The 20,661-nt window shown below is 42.3% G+C and carries 18 protein-coding genes; 11 read left to right on the top strand and 7 right to left on the bottom strand.

What is annotated here, in order from left to right; genetic code table 11:
* Positions 1-41 precede the first annotated feature (41 nt).
* The 5 genes from AN391_RS11990 to galE are packed head-to-tail and all read right to left on the bottom strand — an operon-like array spanning position 42 to position 5,640.
* Entirely contained in the window at positions 42-1,370 is a 1,329-nt protein-coding gene (locus AN391_RS11990; RefSeq protein ID WP_055015613.1) for a dienelactone hydrolase family protein, read from the bottom strand.
* A gap of 31 nt (positions 1,371-1,401) precedes the next feature.
* Positions 1,402-2,403, bottom strand: coding sequence for a Gfo/Idh/MocA family protein (locus tag AN391_RS11985; RefSeq protein WP_055015612.1), 1,002 nt, complete (start codon positions 2,401-2,403; stop codon positions 1,402-1,404).
* Positions 2,404-2,422: 19 nt separating this feature from the next.
* Positions 2,423-3,571, bottom strand: a complete 1,149-nt coding sequence (galK, locus tag AN391_RS11980) for a galactokinase (protein ID WP_055015611.1) — start codon at positions 3,569-3,571, stop codon at positions 2,423-2,425.
* Positions 3,561-4,625: a UDP-glucose--hexose-1-phosphate uridylyltransferase gene (locus AN391_RS11975; RefSeq protein ID WP_055015610.1), complete on the bottom strand. Its 1,065-nt coding sequence runs from the start codon at positions 4,623-4,625 to the stop codon at positions 3,561-3,563. The genes galK and AN391_RS11975 overlap by 11 nt, the downstream gene beginning before the upstream one ends.
* A gap of 1 nt (position 4,626) precedes the next feature.
* Positions 4,627-5,640, bottom strand: a complete 1,014-nt coding sequence (gene galE, locus AN391_RS11970; protein WP_055015609.1) for a UDP-glucose 4-epimerase GalE — start codon at positions 5,638-5,640, stop codon at positions 4,627-4,629.
* Between the two features lie 303 nt (positions 5,641-5,943).
* Between galE and AN391_RS11965 the strand changes: the two genes are divergently transcribed.
* Complete coding sequence (locus AN391_RS11965; protein WP_055015608.1) at positions 5,944-6,771, top strand: SDR family NAD(P)-dependent oxidoreductase; 828 nt, start codon at positions 5,944-5,946, stop codon at positions 6,769-6,771.
* Positions 6,772-6,913: 142 nt separating this feature from the next.
* Here the strand turns inward: AN391_RS11965 and AN391_RS11960 are convergent, their stop codons facing one another.
* Entirely contained in the window at positions 6,914-7,153 is a 240-nt protein-coding gene (locus AN391_RS11960; protein ID WP_055015607.1) for a YdcH family protein, read from the bottom strand.
* A gap of 299 nt (positions 7,154-7,452) precedes the next feature.
* Between AN391_RS11960 and AN391_RS11955 the strand changes: the two genes are divergently transcribed.
* The 10 genes from AN391_RS11955 (at position 7,453) to speD (ending at position 19,151) form a co-directional block, all read left to right on the top strand.
* Entirely contained in the window at positions 7,453-8,442 is a 990-nt protein-coding gene (locus tag AN391_RS11955; RefSeq protein ID WP_055015606.1) for a zinc-dependent alcohol dehydrogenase family protein, read from the top strand.
* Positions 8,443-8,771: 329 nt separating this feature from the next.
* Positions 8,772-11,045 carry a bifunctional diguanylate cyclase/phosphodiesterase gene (locus tag AN391_RS11950; protein ID WP_055015605.1) on the top strand — a complete coding sequence of 758 codons (2,274 nt, stop codon included), beginning with the start codon at positions 8,772-8,774 and terminating at the stop codon, positions 11,043-11,045.
* 128 nt (positions 11,046-11,173) lie between these two features.
* Complete coding sequence (locus AN391_RS11945) at positions 11,174-11,755, top strand: aminodeoxychorismate/anthranilate synthase component II (protein WP_055015604.1); 582 nt, start codon at positions 11,174-11,176, stop codon at positions 11,753-11,755.
* 45 nt (positions 11,756-11,800) lie between these two features.
* Positions 11,801-12,961: an HDOD domain-containing protein gene (locus AN391_RS11940; protein WP_055015603.1), complete on the top strand. Its 1,161-nt coding sequence runs from the start codon at positions 11,801-11,803 to the stop codon at positions 12,959-12,961.
* A 444-nt stretch (positions 12,962-13,405) separates the two neighbouring features.
* Entirely contained in the window at positions 13,406-14,611 is a 1,206-nt protein-coding gene (locus AN391_RS11935) for an aspartate aminotransferase family protein (protein WP_055015602.1), read from the top strand.
* A gap of 84 nt (positions 14,612-14,695) precedes the next feature.
* Entirely contained in the window at positions 14,696-15,712 is a 1,017-nt protein-coding gene (gene astA, locus AN391_RS11930; protein ID WP_055015601.1) for an arginine N-succinyltransferase, read from the top strand.
* A gap of 16 nt (positions 15,713-15,728) precedes the next feature.
* Entirely contained in the window at positions 15,729-17,198 is a 1,470-nt protein-coding gene (gene astD / locus AN391_RS11925; RefSeq protein WP_055015600.1) for a succinylglutamate-semialdehyde dehydrogenase, read from the top strand.
* Positions 17,199-17,338: 140 nt separating this feature from the next.
* Positions 17,339-17,686 (top strand): DUF3802 family protein, encoded by a 348-nt coding sequence (locus tag AN391_RS11920; RefSeq protein WP_055015599.1) that lies wholly within the window; start codon positions 17,339-17,341, stop codon positions 17,684-17,686.
* 150 nt (positions 17,687-17,836) lie between these two features.
* Entirely contained in the window at positions 17,837-18,250 is a 414-nt protein-coding gene (locus AN391_RS11915) for an OsmC family protein (protein WP_004588192.1), read from the top strand.
* Positions 18,251-18,338: 88 nt separating this feature from the next.
* On the top strand, positions 18,339-19,151 hold the full coding sequence (speD, locus tag AN391_RS11910; RefSeq protein ID WP_004588193.1) for an adenosylmethionine decarboxylase: 813 nt from the start codon (positions 18,339-18,341) through the stop codon (positions 19,149-19,151).
* An 81-nt stretch (positions 19,152-19,232) separates the two neighbouring features.
* Here the strand turns inward: speD and AN391_RS11905 are convergent, their stop codons facing one another.
* The gene (locus AN391_RS11905; RefSeq protein WP_055015598.1) at positions 19,233-20,504 is read right to left on the bottom strand and encodes an aromatic amino acid transport family protein; all 1,272 of its coding nucleotides are present in this window, start codon (positions 20,502-20,504) and stop codon (positions 19,233-19,235) included.
* Positions 20,505-20,661 lie beyond the last annotated feature (157 nt).

Below are 20,661 nucleotides of genomic sequence, written 5' to 3'. Positions count from 1 at the left end.
GAGTGCGGCTATTTATAAAAATAGCCGCTTAAAGCTTAATATTACTTGGTGTGTGGTTTAGCTTGTTGCCAATCCATACCTGTAGAAAAACGATTATCAAACCCGTGCCATTGTGGCAGTGGCTTACCATCAACAATAGCTTGGTCGCCGTTTTGTGGTAAGTCTAGGTATTCACATTGGCTTGCAATGCCTTTTACATGGCAATCCATCATAGCAAGTACAAAGTGTTTGTTGGTCTCGTTTAGGGTGCGCATTGACCACGATGGCTCGTAGTAATGGCCTATATCTAACTCGCTGCTACGTTTGGCAATAGCAGGCGCAGGGTGCGGCGCAATATTATGGCGGGCGTTTTTGTAGGTAAGCATGTACTTATCTTTGCTGCCCGTTTGGTCATAAAGGTGTTTAATACCTTCATAGCCGGATATATCGTCTAAGCTGCCCGCTACATAAAGCGAAGGCACTTTTATGTTTTGCATAGCACTGGCATTAAATAAGTTATGTTGCCCGCCCCAAGGCGCAAAGGCCACCATAGCTTTTATGCGTGTATCTACTTGTGGGTTTTTATATTGCCCACCAGCACAGCTATTGAGTAATTGCTGTACTTGCTTAATTTGTGCAGGGTCTTTTATACCGGTAAACATGGCGGTAGTTTGCTCGTTAAAATCATAACAGCCACCAATCGTATTAACTGCGCCAAAACCACCCATAGAGTAACCAATTACGCCTGCGTTTTTGTTATCTACTTGCTTGCTGGCAAAGTTGTTTTGTTCATTAAAGTAGTTAAGTACAAATTGCTGATCGCGTGAGCGGTTAATAAGGGTACTAAAAAAGCCCGAAAACGGCGCATTTTTAAAATCAACATCGGCATTGGTTGAGTCGGTATGATCTATGGCTGCCACAATGTATCCGTGCGATGCTAAATGTTCGCCCAAGTAATACATAATTGTACGATAGCCGGTATACCCGTGCGAGAGCACAATAACGGGATAGTGCTCTTTGTTATTTATAGCTACATCGCGCATGGCATCAGCTTGTAAGGTAAACCCTTTACCTGTACGGGTTATGTCGCTGTAGCTGGTTAAGGGTGCGTTTGAACTGTTTGCTGCCGGGTACCACACTTCTACCTTTAAGGGGCGATCTTTTTGAGTTTGGGTTGCAGGGTCAAACTGTGCGGGATTTACTAAATCAAGCGTTTGTACGCCAACGCTGTAATTCCCTTTAGCAGCAAGCTCAGGAAGTACTTCGCTGGTTAAAGGTGGGTAGAGTTGCTCAGGCGTTTTTTGAGCTGCAAAAACAGTACTTGCTGTTAAGCAGCCAGTCGCTAGCAGCAAGGCTTTTGAAAGCGCCTTTAAAGTGTGTGTGCTTGTCATTGTGTATCCTTGTTGTGTGTATTTTTTATTATTAACCTAGCTCATGGGTTTCAACGCTATCACTGTATTTAAGCTGCCACTGCGCACGAAGCGTATCCATTATGTGCATTACCCGCAGGCTGGTACTCAGTGGTAATACATTGCTTTGTGTTTGTTGTTGTAAAATACATTCGCTAACGTGAGCAATTTCAAATTTAAAGTTTTCATCGTCATTAAAGCTAAAATCAAAATGCTGCACTTGTTGTGCGTTTAAATGAAGCTCTAACGACTGCGCACCGACAAAGTCAGCAATGCGAATATATCCGTGCTCCCCTAAAACAAAGGCTTCGGTAGGGCCACTTTGTTGTAATGCGCTACTAAGCTGTGCAAATTGCCCTTGGCCGTAATTTATAAGGGTTACACTGCGCTCATCTACGCCAGTTGTGCTTTTATGTACTAATGATTTAATTTGCTCAGGGGCTTTATTAAATACCACATCGGCAATTGATATAGGGTAAATACCTAAATCAAGCAATGCGCCACCTGCGGTCGCTGGGTTCATTAAGCGGTGCGAGTCAGCAAAGTTGCCCGCTAAGCTAAAGTTGGCATTCACACTGTGTACTTTGCCTATTACGCCCTCACTTAATAGCTGTTGCAGTTTTACTATGGCAGGTAAAAAGCGCATCCATACACCTTCCATTAAAAAGCAGTTTTGGTGCTCGGCTAACTGGCTAAGGGTAGTGAGTTGCTGTGCATTAACCGTAATGGGTTTTTCGCTGAGTACATGCTTATTGTGCATTAAGCATTGCGCAATGGTTTTAAAGTGTTGCTCGTGGGTATTGGCAATATAAATGGCGTCAATGTGTGGGCATTGCATAAGAGCTTGGTAGCTCTCATAGCCTTTAATACAATAGTGTGTGGCAAATTCATTTGCGCGCTGCTCGCTTGTAGATGCTGCGCCAATAAGCTGAGCATTGGCGCAATGCGTAATGCTTTTAGCAAAGGTGTGAGCAATATTGCCACACCCAATAATACCCCAATTAACCTTTGCCATGCTTATTCCTTAATGATGTTTAAAAAGACGTAATTTGTAATCCTGAACCTGCTGAACATACGTAAATGTCGGCATTTAAGTTAAAGCGTTCAAAGTAGTGCTGTTCAACCGCTGCTTTAATAAGGGGGACTTCTGCATCACGGCATAAGCATACAATCGCACCGCCAAAGCCGCCGCCGGTCATACGTACTGCACCGCGTTCGCCCATGGCTTCTTTACAAATTTCGACTAGGCCGTCGGTCGCTGGCACGGTTACTTCAAAGTAATGTTTAAGCGATTGGTGCGATGCCGCCATTAGCTCGCGCAGCGTATCAATGTCGTTATTTTGCAGCGCTTTAGTTGCTGCAATTACACGCTCATTTTCGCTAATTACGTGGTGTGCACGTTTGTACTCGTTTTCGCTTAATGCATCTTTTGTTGCTTCAAGCGTAGCCATAGTGGCTTTACGAAGTGTAGCTACGTTCATTTTTGCAGCTGCTTGCTCACAGTCAACACGACGTTGGTTGTATTCGCTATCTACTAACTTACGTGGGTAGTTAGAGTTAACAATAACAATGTTTAAATCATCCGGTACTTTTACAGACTCAGTGGCTAGGTTTTCACAGTCAATTAAAAGGGCATGACCGTTTTCGCCTTTTGCCGAAATAAGCTGATCCATAATGCCCGATTGGCAATGCATAAAGTCGTTTTCGGCCTCTTGGCCTAGTAATGCAATTTTTTCTTCGCTTAAACCTAGTTGTGCAATATGGTTAAACATACCACCAATGGCTACTTCTAATGCGGCCGATGACGATAAACCACTGCCTTGTGGTAAGTTACTGTCAATAAGTAAATCGGCGCCACGTAAAGTGTGGCCTGCACGCTTTAATACAAATGCCACGGCACGAATATAGTTGCCCCATTGCGATTGTCCTTCACTGATGTCTTCATCAACACTAAAGCTGTCTTTTTCGCCTGGGTAATTTAACGAATGCACGGTAATTATGTTGTCGTCGCGCTCTTTAAACATAACTTGAGTACGAAACTCTAACGAGCACGGAAATACAAAGCCGTCATTGTAATCGGTAAATTCGCCAATGAGGTTTACACGCCCAGGTGCAGCAGCAATACCTTGAGCAGGCGCACCGTACAGTGATAAAAAGTGTTGTTTAAAATCGTTAAGCGTCATCTGTGTGTCCTGCTGTTTTTTTGTAGTGTGTGGTACTGGCTGCTTGTAAAATAGAGGCAGCTGTTTCTGCGCTTAAATCGCGCTGGCTTTCGCCTAGCATTTCGTAGCCAACCATGTGTTTTTTCACGGTAGCAGAGCGAAGTAGCGGCGGGTAAAAATGAGCATGTAAGCGCCAATGTTGCTCATCAGAGCCTCGATTAGCGGGGGCATTGTGCCACCCCATAGAATACGGGAAGCTACAATTAAATACGTTGTCGTATTTAGTCGTTAATACTTTTAGTGCCTGTGCTAGGGCGTCTGTTTGCGCATCGTTTAGCTGGCTAAAGTTTTGAATGTTATCTTTAGTTACAAGCAGTGTTTCAAACGGCCATGCTGCCCAAAATGGCACTACAACAAGCCAGTGCTCGTTTTCAAATACGACGCGGGTTTTATCTGCTTGCTCTTTTTGCACGTAATCGGCAAGCATTGCGCTGCCATGCTTTTTATAATAAGCAAGCTGTTGGGTATCTTCGGCTTCTATTTCGGTTGATAAGTGCGAGTGAGCCCATACTTGGCCATGGGGGTGAGGTTGCGAGCAACCCATTATCTCGCCTTTATTTTCAAATACCTGAACACATTCATAGTGCTGTGCAAGTTCTGTGTAGTTGTCTTTCCAGGTTTTTACGACTTCGTGTAAGGCATCGTGCTCAAGCTCTGGCAGCGTTTTATTATGTTCTGGCGAAAAACAAATAACACGGCATTCGCCACTTGCTTCATCAGCAATAAATAAATCGCTGTCTGACGCTAAGCTTTGCGTTTGCTCGCTTTCATTAGGTGTCAGAGCGCCAAAGTCATTTTTAAATACATGGGTGTATTTGTAATCTGGATTGCTATCGCCATTTGCACGGGTGTTACCTGGGCAAAGTGGGCAGCTTTCATCGTGTTTTGGCAGTACGCTTTCGTTTACTGCTTCTGTTGCGCCTAACCACGGGCGATTATTACGATGCGGTGATACTAATACCCAACGCCCCGTTAGCGGGTTTTTACGTCTGTGAGTACTTTCTAATAAAGCCATGTTAACTCTCCAACCCACTTGGGTAATTAGTTTGCCAGCGCCATGTATCGTTTGTCATGTCGCTCAGTGTTAGTTCTGCGTGCCAGTTAAGTGTGGTTTGCGCTTTTGTGGCATCGGCGTAATTACAGGCAATATCGCCTGCACGGCGCGGTGCAATTTTATAAGGAATATCTTTATTGGCTGATGCGCTAAAAGCGTTGATCATATCAAGTACTGAATAACCTTGCCCTGTGCCTAGGTTATAGGCATGAAAGGCAGTATCTGTTTTGTGCTGCATAAAGGCTGCTACATGGCCTTTAGCTAAATCTAAAACGTGAATATAGTCGCGCACGCCAGTGCCATCTTTAGTGTCGTAGTCGTCACCAAAAATATTAACCACTTCACGTTTGCCTACCGCAGTTTGGGCAATAAAAGGCATTAAATTATTTGGAATACCATTTGGGCTTTCGCCTAATAAACCGCTTGGGTGAGCACCTACTGGGTTAAAGTAACGAAGCGCTATACCCATAAATTTGCTGTTAGCCTTACATACGTCTTGCATGGCTTGTTCAACCATAACTTTGGTCCAACCGTAAGGGTTAGTAGCGCGTATAGGGTGCTTTTCATCAATAGGGAGGTAATCTGGCTCGCCATACACAGTGGCTGATGAGCTAAATATAATATGGTTTACGCCTACCTCTTGCATGTTTTGTAGCATGCTTAATGTGCCTGACACATTGTTTTGGTAATAACGCAGTGGTTGCTCGGTTGATTCACCTACCGCTTTAAGCGCTGCAAAGTGAAATACAGCCTCTGCCTTGCTGTGTTTAAGGGCAAGTTTAAACTGCTGCTCGTCTTGAATGTCACCTAAAATAAACTCAAAACGAGTACCGGTAATTTTTTCGAGTTGATCAAGCACACGGGGGCTTGCGTTAGATAAGTTGTCGTAAATAACCGGGGTAATGCCTGCCTCATGAAGGGCAATACATGTGTGGCTACCTATATAACCCATACCGCCTGTAACTAAAACTTTCATGTGTTTTCTCGAAAAGTGTATTTATATGATAAATACTACTATTAAGGTAATTTAAAAACAATAGTTATGATTGCTCGTTATTTCAAATAAACGCTTAAAATTCGCCCTAGCAAAGGCACAGTGCTATGCCTACTTAATAAAGGTGCCTAGGTTTATCAATTAATTCTATAAACTGATTCTACTGAGTCACTAATTATTAGTCGTTAAAAGGGGTGCTAATATAAACAAATAGCAGTGAGTTAATGCCTGTGTAATTTGGCATTAATGCAATGGGCTAGTCTTAATAGAGAAGGATTGATCAACATGAAAAAAACAATTTTATTAACCGGTGCCACCGACGGTATTGGCCTAGAGACCGCTAAAATGTTGTTAGCGCAAGGGCATACTGTATTATTGCACGGGCGCAACCAAGACAAGTTAAAGGCTGTACAAGCAAGCCTAAACGCTGATTACCCGCAAGCAAGCACAGCGACCTACATTGCTGATTTAAGCGATATGGCGCAAGTAAACACATTAGCTCAGTCAGTGTTAGCCGACTTACAAAACGCGAATAAAACACTCGATGTACTTATTAATAACGCCGGTGTATATAAATTGCCTAATATCACCACTGTAGATGGGCTAGATGCACGTTTTGCAGTTAATACGTTAGCGCCTTATTTACTTACTAAAGCGTTACTGCCTGTAATGAACACGCAATCACGTGTGGTTAACGTGTCATCGGCTGCACAAACCAGCGTTAACTTTGACTCGTTAGTGGGCAAAAAGCCACTGTCAGATAGCGCAGCTTACGCGCAAAGCAAATTGGCTATCACTATGTGGTCGCGTCACTTAGGTTTAGCACTTAAAGGTAACGGGCCATTAGTCGTTGCAGTAAATCCTAAGTCGTTACTAGGTAGTAAAATGGTAAAAGATGCCTACGGGCTTGCTGGTGGCGACTTAAAACTAGGCGCCGATATTTTTTGCCGCGCTGCATTAAGTGACGAATTTAAAGATGCCACTGGCCTTTATTTCGATAACGATGCAGAGCGCTTTGCACCGCCGCATCCAGATGCGCTCAACCCGGATAAAAATCAACAGTTAGTTGATACGTTAGATAGCCTGCTTACTCAGCTAAATGTTGATAGCTAGTGGGCTATTAATGCGAAAAATTTTACTCATGCCTAATAAGACCTAGTCGTTTTTTATAAAGCCCATATGTGCTTTAAATGTTTTACCCTTTGTTGATCGTCAAAGAGTTCACCTAACGGTGAACTCTTTTTTTTGTGCAATATTACTCTTGCTGTAAACGCTCGTATAACCAGTCTTTTAATTCTGAACGCTCATGCTTTAGCTGATTCATTTGCTCGTCGCTAATGGGCGCATCTTTAAGCTCTAAAGTGCGTATTTCTTTATCTAGCTTGTCGTATTTATCTGCCTTTTTGGCAAATTCTGTATCGTTTTTATTTAGCTCTGCAATGGTATTTAGGTACTGTGGAAAGTCATTGGTCAGTGAGTGGTCTTCGCCTAACATAGTCGCTCCTTAGTAGGATAAATGAGTTATTTAAGTGAATTACTACCTTTTCATTTATTACTCTGGGGTTTACACAACCATAAATCAACCACAGCAAACCTAAATGGGTATAGCGCAACGACTGGGTAGGGTTTGCCTTAATCCCTATTTTTAAAAAGGATGGGAGATACCTAAACACTATTATCAATATTATTTTGAAACTGATTGTTTATTTAGCCTTATTATCATTTGTAAAGCGGGTGTCTACAATGAAACTTCACTACATAATGACTTATCAACAGATAACAGAGGCAATACCCATGAAAGCAATGATAATTAATAATTTTGGTGGCACTGAAGAATTTGTAGCAACAGAGGTTGCAAAACCACAAGTAACAGCAGGTAATGTGTTAGTTCGTATAGCGGCAACAAGCGTAAATACAATTGATATGATGATTCGTCAAATGGGTGCTGACTTGCCCTTTGCTCCAGAATTACCGGGCATTTTAGGGATGGACTTTGCAGGCACCGTTGAAGCTGTTGGCGAAGGCGTAACAGACTTTGCAGTAGGTGATGAAGTATATGGTTGTGCTGGTGGCCTAGGCGATTTACCCGGTACACTTGCTGAGTTTATTCTTGCTGATAAGCGCTTAATCGCTCACAAACCTAAAAACCTAAGCATGAAAGAAGCAGCCGCTATTCCACTTGTAGGTATTACAGCACTTGAAGGCTTAACACGTGCAAGTGTAAATGCAGGGCAAAAAGTATTAGTGCACGGCGGCGCAGGTGGCGTAGGCCATTTAGCAGTACAACTAGCTAAGCATTTTGGCGCTGATGTTTACTCAACGGGCGGTAATGCAGAGCAACTAGCACTAATAGAAAGCTTTGGCGCTACAGGCATAAACTTTAAAGACGAAACCGTAGAGCAGTATGTTGAAAAGCACACTAATAATGCGGGCTTTGACATGGTGTTTGACACCGTAGGTGGCGGTAACCTGACTAACTCATTTGCTGCAGCAAAGCTAAATGCTCAGGTATCTACAACGCTCTCTTTATTAGAGGTGGATTTAAGCCCTGTACACTTTAAAGGGTTATCGTTAAACGTAATCTTTATGCTTATTCCAATGATCCACGACTTTAACCGTCAAGACCACGGCGACAAACTTACTAAACTTGCACAAATTGTTGAAGCAGGCGGTATGCGCCCTGTACTTGACGAACAAGACTTTAGTTTAGAAGACGCAGCTAAAGCGCATGACCGCTTAGCAAGTGGCCAAGCCATGGGTAAAGTTGTTATTTCTGTACAATAAATTATACCAATCCGCATAATTAAGTGATCTATTTTGAGGATGGAAAAGCGTGTTGATAGCAAGGCAAGAAATTCGCTATTTAGTTGTTCTAAATGAGAATTTTTTAACGCAGATAGCGACACGTTTAGCCCCTAAAAATGACTAAGTATTATTGTGGATTGGTATCATTAAGGCCGGCATACTCGCCGGCTTTTTCTTTTGCGCCCGCCTGATTAACGTTTGTACACCCTTTTTTATAACTAAATATAAACAATAGTGCTTTTATTGATCGTATATAATTACGTTTTAAAATTAGTTGTTAATATTTTAGGGTCAAAGCAAGCGTTTATATGAAAATATTCACTAATAAATTTGCCAGTAAGGCTAAGCAATTTTATATCGGTATTGTGCTGGTAGGCTGTGTACTGTCTGCGATGGTTTATTATCAGGCAGAAACCATTAAGCGCACCTCATCGACCTTAATGGAACAACAAATTCCGGCGCTGCGCGATATTCGATTAATCGAAACCTACCTAGTAAAGCAAGAGCGCTTATTATATGAGTATTACGCAACGAGTAAGCGTGAACTTTATTTAATCGACTTTTTAGAAAACCATGTACGTATACTTGCGCTAATAAAAAACCTAGATCACAACTACAGCACATTAGCGTTAGAAAGCAGCTTAAGTGATGAGTTTAAAAGTGGTTTAGACTTAGCACTTAAATTACACGAAAACCTATCAAGCAGCAGCACTAGTTGGGATTTAGCCAGAGAACAACTAGAGCAACTCACTGAACTGCAAGCCCAAGTGATGGGGCACTTAACAAATGCAGAAACGATTATTTCAAATGCAGTTGATAGCGGCTACACAGACACCGAAAGCAACCTGCACACCACAGTCAATATTGTGTTTTTGTTTACGTTTGCCATAGTGCTGGTAAGCATTTATACAGGGCGTTACGCATCTAAATTTATAAAACTTAGTACCCGTAACGAACGTTTAGCGCTATTTCCAACGCGCAACCCTAACCCAATTGTGAGTTTAAGCGCCAACCTTGAGCTTAACTACTGTAACCCTGCCGCTATTGCTATGCATAAAGCGTATGTAAGCGATAAACACAGCACGCCCATTGCATTACTAAGCCCTAATATAAAGCAGCAACTAATAGACACTAAGCAGTCGGCTAGTCATGTTGAGCGCTTTTATACACAGCTAGATAACCATTACCTCACTTACCAAATACATTGGCTGCAAGAAATAGATGCCTTTGATATACACATACGCGATGTAACAGAGCAATTTGAGGCAGAGCGCTCATTAGAGTATTTAGCCTTTCACCATCCGTATTCAAAGTTGCCTAACCAAGCCAGTTTAGAAACATACACCAATGAGCTAATTTCGCTTGAGCAACCTTTTAGTTTAATGCTGATTGATGTAAGCCACTTTAAGCTATTGCTTGAGCAATATGGTTTATCGGGGGCTAACGAGTGTATAAATGCCTTTGCTATGCACTTATCGCGCAGCGCTAATAAATTTTCTCAGCAGTTAAAAAGCAAAAACAAACTGACCTTCTACCACATTGCCGATGCTAACTTTGTGGTTATTTATACCGAGCAAGATTGCTCAACAACCCTAGATGACTTACTCAAAGGCGTACAAAGCCGTTTAAGCCAAGCTATTAGCACACCGTACGGTGAAATGCGTATGAGCTTTAACTGTGGTGTAACACGCTACCCAACCAGTAATGACTATGAAACGCTTCTATTGCACGCCAATATTGCCTTAGAAGAAGCGGTAAAACGTAATATTCCCTACGCTTATTTTGATACCGAAAGCGGAGTTAAGCATGCCCAGCAGCTGCATATTGCTCGGCGTCTTGATACCGCCATTGAAAAGCAGCAGTTTGAGCTTTATTTTCAGCCTAAAATGCACCTTAAATCGCAAACCATAAACAGCTGCGAATGTTTAATTAGGTGGTTTGATGATGGGAAGTTTGTCTCTCCGGCGCAGTTTATTCCTATTGCCGAACACAGCGGGTTTATATTGCCATTAGGCGAATGGATACTTGATAGTGCCTTTGCCCAAGCTAAAAAATGGCATCAGCAAAACTTAAATATCCGCTTGGCTATTAATATATCTGCAAGGCAATTTACACAGCAAGGCTTTGTGCAAAGCATAAAACAGCGGTTGGCGCATTTTAACGTGCCCGCGCATTTAATTGAGCTAGAAATTACCGAAACCGCCATTATGGACGATGAAGAGTTTGGTATTTCAGTACTGCAGGCGCTGAGTACACTGGGTATTAGCTTATCAATTGATGACTTTGGAACGGGCTATTCGTCGCTGGGTTACTTACAGCGTTTTCCAGTTAATAAATTAAAAATAGATCAGTCGTTTGTGCGCAATATGGCCACTGACACACGCGATCAGGCTTTAGTGTTGAGTATTTGCCAATTAGCTAAAAACTTAGGGCTCGATATTATCGCCGAAGGCGTAGAAGAGCATGCCCAACTTGAAAAACTAAAAGAGTATAACTGCGACCTAATTCAAGGGTACTTGTTAAGCCGGCCAATACCTGCAAACGAATTTGAAGTGTTTTTAGCTAAAGGCGTAAGTTTTTAAGGTGTTTTGCTAATGTATGTTGGGGAATTATTAGTGATAGAATAGGCATTATAAATGCTTATACTGCTCATTATACAAGCCACACATGTGAGCAAAGGGCACTCCATTTTAAATAAGGTCGTTGTGTAATGCTGTTGATGATCGACAACTACGATTCGTTTACTTATAACCTAGTACAATATTTTCAGCGCTTAAACCAAGAGGTGCTGGTAAAGCGTAATGACGAAATATCGGTTGCGCAAATTAAGCAACTTAACCCCAAGCATATTGTTATTTCTCCGGGGCCTTGTACGCCAAACGAAGCGGGTGTGTCACTCAATGTCGTTGAGCAACTAAAAGGCATTTACCCTATTTTGGGGATCTGCTTAGGGCATCAAACCATAGCGCAAGCGCTAGGAGGCAAGGTTATACGTGCTAAGCAAGTTATGCATGGTAAAACCTCACCTATTGTTCATAATAATAAAGGGGTATTTACCGGTTTAGAAAACCCGCTTACTGTGTGTCGTTATCACTCGCTGGTGGTCGAAAAACACAGTTTACCAAGTGAATTAGCCACTACTGCGTGGAGCCAAACCGAGCAAGGTGAGTTTGACGAAATTATGGGGCTACTTCACACAGAGCTTGCTCTTGAAGGCGTACAATTTCATCCTGAGGCTATTTTAACTACTCAAGGGCTCGAATTGCTTGCTAACTTTTTATCTCGCTTCTAACCTTACAGTAACCACCGAATGGTAACACTTTACTGAATGGACTTTATGACTGAACTTGCGTCGCAAAAGCGAATAGCCTCCATGCTTGACCAGCGTGCTCACGATTTGCTGCTTGGCCATAGCTTTGCACATCAACAAATTGGCTTTATTCATACGCTAGAAATTGATTATGGTGAACCCATAAAGCAGCGCACTTTATTAGAAGTAGAAGTTGCCGCACAGCATAAACGCCAGCAAAGTAGTACTGCGCATCACAAGTACCGAGCACAAGCGAGTAAACAACTTCATAAAGTAATTGAAACAGCCATATTTAAGCAATTAGAAGATATGGATGCTGTTATTCAAAACACCATAGGTATAGAAGATAACGTGGCCACCATGCTAGATATACTAGCGGCTAAGTCGGCAAGTGTGGGGCGTTTAGAGCCATTGGTAAATGATTCTAGCTGGCTTGGCCGTGAATTAGTGTCATTAGTAAACCTGCCTTACTATCGAAAACAACGAAGTAAAAGTACCTCAGTAAAAGTAGACAGCCCCGCACTTGCACTGCGTTATATTGGGCTTGATAACCTGCAATTAGTTATCCCCACTTTTGCTGTGCGCCACTGGATGCCACATAGTACCGAGCCATTTCCATTATTAAAGCGCCGCCTTCGTGATGCTGCCATGGCTAATGCAATAGCGGCACAAAAAATTGCAGAGCTGAATGATGTAAACCCTATACATGCTTTTACACTGGGCATGCTAATAGATGTAGGGCGCATAGCTTTAGTGCGCTTGTACTTAAAAACGTTTGAACAGGTATGGCAACGCAAGGTGCAAATAGCACGCGAGGCACAACAAAAAGACTTACACACGGCCTTGATGGAATTAAAGCCCGATCCGTTATTTTTAACTACGTTGTTAAGCACTAAGTCGCTTGCGTTAAGTGCTAAAGTAATCCGCAAAATGGCTTTTAAGGCTTTACCGTTTAATCACGTGATGGCGCAACTTGCTCATGGTGTTGAGCAAAGTAGTGATGTTTTCCCCATGAGTGAGGTCATGCTAAAAGCGCGATGCTATTCGCAATACTTAAACCTAAAACAACATCAACTTATTGAGCAAGATGAAATACATGCGTGGTTTTCGTATCACGGCTTCACTAAAAATGAGCTAAAAGTCCTCGAAACAAGCAATTTTACCAACCTAGCTATTCAAATTGACTAAAAAGCAGCTTATTGGCTGGTCCTTATATCGGTAATTTGCGGCTGGTGGCGGCAAATTTTCATTAACTATTGAATTTTTTGTTAATTTTTTTGCGACTATTCATTCATTAACATCTTCATAAGTACCCCTTACTTTAAGCACTTAATGTAAGGCGCGACTCACTGCACAGGGGCATAACTCTTAAAAAGTGACATTTATTTTCTATGCAAATAGTTATTCACTATCTATGAAATAATATCCCAAGGCCTTTATTTTAAAGGCCTGCATGAAAGTTTTTAACGAGACAGCACCACAAATATCTGAAATAATGAGCGCCTGAAAATTGAACCACAAGGCAGTTTTACGCTCAACCTTTTGCTATTTAGTGCGTAAATATCTTGGTTACATTTATAACCAAACACCTATTTTGATGTTTTGTGTTGCTCACAATTAAGAGGAAAAAAAATGACAGTCAATCGCGAATTATTTGATCACGTAATGGTTCCTAACTACGCGCCTTCAAGCGTTATTCCTGTTCGAGGCGAAGGCTCTCGCGTATGGGATCAACAAGGTAAAGAATTTATCGACTTTGCCGGTGGTATTGCTGTTAACTGTCTGGGCCATTGCCACCCTGCATTAGTAGGTGCGTTAAAAGAGCAAGGCGAAAAAATTTGGCACCTATCAAATGTAATGACTAACGAGCCTGCGCTACGTTTAGCTAAAAAAATGGTCGATGCGACCTTTGCAGAAAAAGTTTACTTTGCAAACTCAGGCGCAGAAGCAAACGAAGCGGCACTTAAATTAGCACGTCGTTTTGCACTGGATAAATTTGGTGCTGAAAAATCACAAATTATCTCATTTAACAAAGGCTTTCACGGTCGTACTTTCTTTACCGTAACCGTAGGCGGCCAAGCTGCATACTCAGATGGTTTTGGTCCTAAGCCTGGCGATATCGTACATTGTGATTACAACGACCTAGCTGCATTTGAAGCGCTAATTAGCGACAAAACATGTGCAGTAATGATGGAGCCACTGCAAGGTGAAGGCGGTATTATTTCGCCAACTGACGAATTTGCACAAGGCGTGCGCGAGTTATGTACTAAACACAATGCACTACTTATTTTTGATGAAGTACAAACAGGTGTCGGCCGTACTGGTGAGCTATACGCATACCAAGGTTTAAACGTAGTGCCTGATATTTTAACATCAGCTAAAGCACTTGGCGGCGGTTTCCCAATTGGCGCTATGCTAACTACTACCGAGATTGCACAGCACTTAAAAGTAGGTACTCATGGTTCTACTTACGGTGGTAACCCTTTGGCATGTGCCGTAGCCGAAGCCGCATTTGACACTGTAAATACCCCTGAAGTACTAGCGGGTGTAAAAGAAAAAGCGGCATTATTTAACGAGCTTCTTAACGCGGTAAACGAAAAATACAATGTATTTAGCGAAATTCGTGGCCAAGGTTTATTAATTGGTGCAGCCGTTAACGAGCAATACAAAGGCCGTGCAAAAGAGTTTTTAGTAGCAGCTACCGAGCAAGGACTTATGTCGCTTGTAGCGGGTGCTGATGTAGTACGCTTTACGCCATCGTTAGTAATCACCGAAGCGGATATTCGCGAAGGTATGGTGCGTTTTGAAAAAGCAGTCGCAAGCGTAGTAAACGCTTAAGCGCGTTAAACCACCTTATTAAGGGCAAGCCTGCTTGCCCTGCATATTCTATTTACCGTTATTGATAAGGGAGCAAGCGGACTCATGATGATCCTTCGCCCAATCCAGCAAAATGATTACGCAGCGTTATTAAAAATTGCCCACGAATCGGGCCATGGTTTTACATCTTTGCCGTTAAACGAAGAGCTACTGCAAAAGAAAATTGACCATTCTGTAAGTTCATTTGCTAAACAAACGTCACAACCTGGTGACGAAGGCTACCTGTTTGTTCTTGAAGATACCGAAACCGGTGAAGTAGTGGGTACTTCAGCTATTGAAGCTGCAGTAGGGCTTGATGATGCGTTTTATCATTACCACTTAAGTAAAGTGATTCATTCATCACGCACGCTCGATGTATACAAAGCGGTTGATATTTTAACCCTATGTAACGACTACACCGGCGCAACAGAACTATGTACCTTATTTTTGAAAGATGGATACCGTAAAAACTGTAACGGTAAACTTCTTTCAAAAGCGCGCTTTATGTTTATAAAACAACATGAGCAGCGTTTTGCACAAACAGTAATAGCAGAAATGCGTGGCGTGTCTGACGAAAATGGCAGCAGCCCGTTTTGGCAGTGGCTAGAAGAGCACTTTTTTTCAATGGACTTTCCAACCGCCGATTACCTAACAGGTATAGGCCAAAAAGTGTTTATTGCTGAGCTAATGCCAAAATACCCAATTTACGTAAACTTGCTAAGCAAAGATGCGCAAGCGGTGATTGGTAAAGTACACGACAACACGCGCCCAGCTATCGAGCTATTAAAAAATGAAGGGTTTACCTTCAACGGTTACGTGGATATTTTTGATGCGGGCCCAACAGTAGAAGCAAAAGTAGATAACATTGCCACAATTCGTAATGCGAAAGACTTTAAAGTAGAAATAGGCGAAGCGTCAGGCGATACCATGGTACTGCTCGCTAACGGCGAGTTAGAAAACTACCGTGCAACGGTTGCAGCGCTTAGCTTTGATGAGCGTGCAAGCAGCCTTATTTTATCGCAAGCAATAGCTGATGCCCTACAGCTTCAATCGGGCGACACCGTAAGCGCAACCCCAGTTTAATTAAGGAGAAAGTATAATGACTCATCCTGCACAATTTATTAATGGTCAGTGGTCACCAGGCCAAGGCAATGCATTTAATTCAGTAAACCCTGCGAATAACGACGTTATTTGGCAGGCATCTTCAGCGACTGCAGAGCAAGTAGATAGCGCGGTTAATGCAGCGCGCGAAGCATTTTACAGCTGGGCTGATAAAAGCTTTAACGAGCGCCTAGAGGTAGTAAAAACCTTTGCGGCAACCCTTAAAGAGCACAGCGAAGAGCTTGCTGTGGCGATTGCGCAAGAAACGGGTAAGCCGCTTTGGGAAACGCGTACAGAAGCGGGCGCTATGGTAGGTAAAATTGCCATTTCTGAAAAAGCATTTTTAGAGCGCACCGGCGACGTTGAAAACGCTATGCCAGTAGGGCGTGCGATGATCCGCCATAAACCACACGGTGTAGTGGCTGTATTTGGCCCATATAACTTCCCTGGGCACTTACCAAATGGCCACATTGTGCCAGCGCTTTTAGCCGGTAACACAGTCGTATTTAAGCCATCTGAGCTTACGCCAATGGTAGCAGAGCTTACCCTTAAACTTTGGGAAAAAGCGGGTTTACCTGCCGGTGTAATTAACCTTGTTCAAGGTGAAGTAGAAACAGGTAAAGCCCTTGCTGCGCATAAAGGCATAGATGGTTTATTCTTTACCGGTTCTTCGCGCACGGGTCATATTTTACATGAGCAGTTTGCAGGCCAGCCAGGTAAAATTTTAGCGCTTGAAATGGGTGGCAATAACCCACTAATTATTAAAGATGTGGCAGATACTAAAGCCGCGGTACACGATATTATTCAATCGGCGTTTATTTCAAGCGGCCAACGTTGTACTTGTGCACGTAAAGTATTTTTACCTAAAGGCCAACAAGGCGATGACATTTTAGCAAGCCTTATTACGGCTACTAAAGCCATAAAAGTAGGCAACTACGATGATGAAGATCAGCCATTTATGGGTTCTATGATCTCAGCTGCAGCTGCAGCAGGCATGGTTAAAGCACAAAGCGAGTTGGTTGAACTTGGCGGTGAAGTACTAGTAGAGCTTGAGCACACAGCTAATACGGGCTTTGTAACGCCGGGTATTATTGAGTGTTCAGCAATTAGCGACTTCCCTGATGAAGAGCACTTTGGCCCATTATTAAAAGTGTTCCGCTTTGATGACTTTGACCACGCAATTGATAAAGCTAACGACACCAGCTTTGGTTTATCAGCAGGTTTATTAAGCGACAGCGAAGCCGACTACAATCACTTTTTACGTCGTATTCGTGCCGGTATTGTTAACTGGAACCGCCCAATTACAGGTGCATCAAGTGCAGCCCCATTTGGTGGTATTGGCGCATCGGGTAACCACAGAGCCAGCGCATATTATGCAGCTGACTACTGCGCATACCCTGTTGCCTCGGTAGAACTTGAAAAAGTAACGATGCCAGCAACACTAAGCCCAGGCTTAAAAATAGATTAATTACTAGTCTATTTGTAGTTATAAAGAATGAGAAAAGCAGCTTAGGCTGCTTTTTTTGTATTGGTATCGTGCAAAGCTAGTAATTAGTGGCGCTTTCTGCTTAAATCTATGCAATTAGTTATTCAAAGGTGAAAATCACAATGGTTTTAGACAGGCAAGGGTACGATGACTTGATCATGTATCTAACTCAAAATTTAGCGTTATTTGAGAAGCCAGGCGAAATCAAACCCGGTGCGCCAACCGTTATGGAGCTCATAGAAGACGTTATAGCGCAAAACGTGATGCTAATTTGTGAACAGCATACCAATCTTAATACCGAGCAACGCAGCCAAATAGTGCGCGAGGTAGACGGTATTGTTTACGACTTACAAGAAGTACTAAGCAGCATAACCTCTCAGCCCGTTACGGTTGAACAGCACGCATTTATAGACGAGTTTGCTGGGCTTATTAAAAATCTATTTGATAACGCGGTCACACAAACCGCTTAACGTTACCCGTTAACACAGCGCAGTGTGACCTAATTGCTGCGCTCCTATTACTTCTCGCCTTATTAATAACACCACTAAATTTAATCTCAGCGTTCACGTATCGTTGCAGATTGTTATACAATCAATAAAACTTTTTTTAGAGATAATCACATGCAAGCAAATGTAAAATGGGTTGAAGGCGACACCTTTATTGGCCGTTCAAATTCTAATCACAATGTCGTTTTTGATGCTGGTAGCGATAGCGCTGCACCAAGCCCTATGGAAATGGTACTTATGTCGGTGGGCTGTTGCTCGTCGGTAGATGTTGTAAGTATTTTAAAAAAAGCCAAACAAGATTTTTCGGATGTGCAAGTTCAGCTAAGCTCTGAGCGCGCAGAAACAGCGCCGCGTGTATTTACTAAAATTAACTTACACTTTGTTGTTACAGGCAATAATGTGTCGGAAAAACACCTCGCGAGGGCGGTTTCTCTCTCTGCTGAAAAGTATTGTTCTGTTGCTTTAATGCTTGATAAAACAGTAGAAATTACCCACAGCCACGAAGTTGTGCAAGAACAGGTAAAATAACGCTTTTTCCGTGAGGAAAATTCGTATAAAATCCGCGAACTTTTCATTCTGCAGGTGCAGATTTCACTAATTTATAGGTTGGTTTATCATGAACAAACCCTTCGATAAACTTAAACTTCATGGCTTTAATAATTTAACCAAAAGTTTAAGCTTTAGTATTTACGACATTTGCTACGCAAAGACCGAGCAACAGCGTAAAGAATATATTGAATATATCGACGAGCAGTACAGTGCAGATAGACTAACCGACATACTAGGCGATGTTGTTGATATTATTGGTGCTAACATTTTAAATGTGGCGCGCCAAGATTATGAACCACAAGGCGCAAGTGTGACTATTTTGGTGTCTGAAGAGCCGGTAGAAGAGCAGCAAAATTACGATGCTGACGAAGCGCCAGGCCCATTACCCGATTCTGTTGTTGCGCACCTAGATAAAAGCCACATTTGTGTACATACCTACCCAGAAGCGCACCCTGATGATGGTATTTGTACATTCCGTGCTGATATTGAAGTATCTACCTGTGGCATTATTTCGCCACTTAAAGCGTTAAACTTCTTAATTCATAGCCTAGAGTCAGACGTAGTAACTATTGACTACCGTGTACGTGGTTTTACTCGCGACGTAAACGGCGTTAAGCACTACATTGATCACGCTATTAACTCGATTCAAAACTTCATGACAGAAGATACCAAAGAAGCGTACCAAATGATGGACGTGAACGTGTATCAAGAAAACCTGTTCCACACTAAAATGATGTTAAAAGAAACCGACTTAAACACTTACCTGTTCGGCCTATCGACTGATGAGTTATCGGATGAAGAAGAAGAAGAAATTCGCTCTAAGCTAACCCGCGAAATGCAGGAAATATTCTACGGTCGTAATTTACCAGACGCAGAATAAATTAGTTTAAAAGCAATTAAATTGTATAAAAAATGGCGCTCAATGAGCGCCATTTTTAATGGGGTATTTATAGCAAATCGCTTAATTAAGCATGCTGTAAATAAGCGCACATACGGCCAGTGAGCCCACAGCAAGTACAAACAAGGTACTTAAACGGTTGCGGTATTTACTCAGCGCAGGCACTTTGTACACGGCAATCATAGGCATAATAAATAAAATCATCGCAATGATAGGGCCAGAGAGCTGATCCATCATGTCTAAAATGCTTGGGTTTTTAACCGCGCAAAACCAAATAGCAAAAAACATAATGAGTACGCCAATTTTGTCGGCTACTTTTGCGCTTAAGCTCGTTTGCTTAGTTACCAAACCGGTAAAGCTTTCGCGTGCTCCTAAAAAGTGCCCTAAAAACGATGAGGTAATAGCAATAAAGGCAACCAGCGGTCCAAGGGTCGCGATATACGAATTACTAGTAATATTAGCAAGGTAAGATAAAATCGATACGTTCGCCGCTTTAGCAGTAGCCATTTGCTCGCTAGTAAGCGAAAGCACGCACGAAAACACAAATAGCAGTACAAATACAATAAGTAGTAAACTAGTGCGCTTTAAAATAGCCTCAGCCTTATTAGTGGCCTGATCGCCATAATGCCCACGCTGCACGTTCACAAAGCTTGAAATAGCCGCCGCATGGCTAAACGAAAACACAATGATAGGAATAGATAACCACAGCGTTTTAGTAAAGCTGCCTGCCTCTGGGAGGCTCATATCTGGCATTTGCCAGCTGGGTATTAAATAAAGCGATAAGCAAAATAAAATACCCACAAGCGGATACACCAAAATAGCGAACGCGCGAAGCATTAAGCGCTCGCCGCCCATCATTAGGCTAATCATACCGGCAACTAATACACCCGAAAGCAACACCCGAGAAGGTGACTCAAGGCCCATTTGGTTAACCATAAAGCTGTCAACGGTATTGGTTAAGCCTACGCCGTAAATAAGCAAAATGGGAAATATAGATAAAAAGTATAATAAAGAGATTAACCTACCTGCCGTTACACCAAAGTGCTCCTCAACAACATCAGTAAAATCTGAATCTTTGTTTTTAGACGACAACACAAAGCGGGCTAAGCCACGGTGTGCTAAAAAGGTCATTGGAAAGGCTAAACAGGCTAAAATAATTAGTGGCCAAAAACCCCCAATACCAATATTAATAGGTAAAAATAAAATGCCCGCGCCAACGGCGGTACCAAAAAGGCTTAACGTCCACTGCGTATCGTGCAGGTTCCATTTAGAAGTAGGTGTGTGTTCACCTGTTTGTGATGCATTTGAAAGCGTTGCATCTTGTGATGGTGTCATGTGTGTGCTCATCCATTATTTAAATAATAATCGCGCGCAAGAATATAGTTTTTAGCTAAAAGTTTCATGTTTTGAGGCATTTTGTAGACTAATTAATTAGACGCCGTAGCAGCAAAAGTGTCATGAATACGAAACAGCGCTGTAAAAATAAACAAAT

The sequence above is a fragment of the Pseudoalteromonas sp. P1-13-1a genome, assembly GCF_001401875.1.
In the GTDB taxonomy this organism is placed as follows: domain Bacteria; phylum Pseudomonadota; class Gammaproteobacteria; order Enterobacterales; family Alteromonadaceae; genus Pseudoalteromonas.
This window is presented reverse-complemented; position numbering and strand designations above follow the sequence as displayed.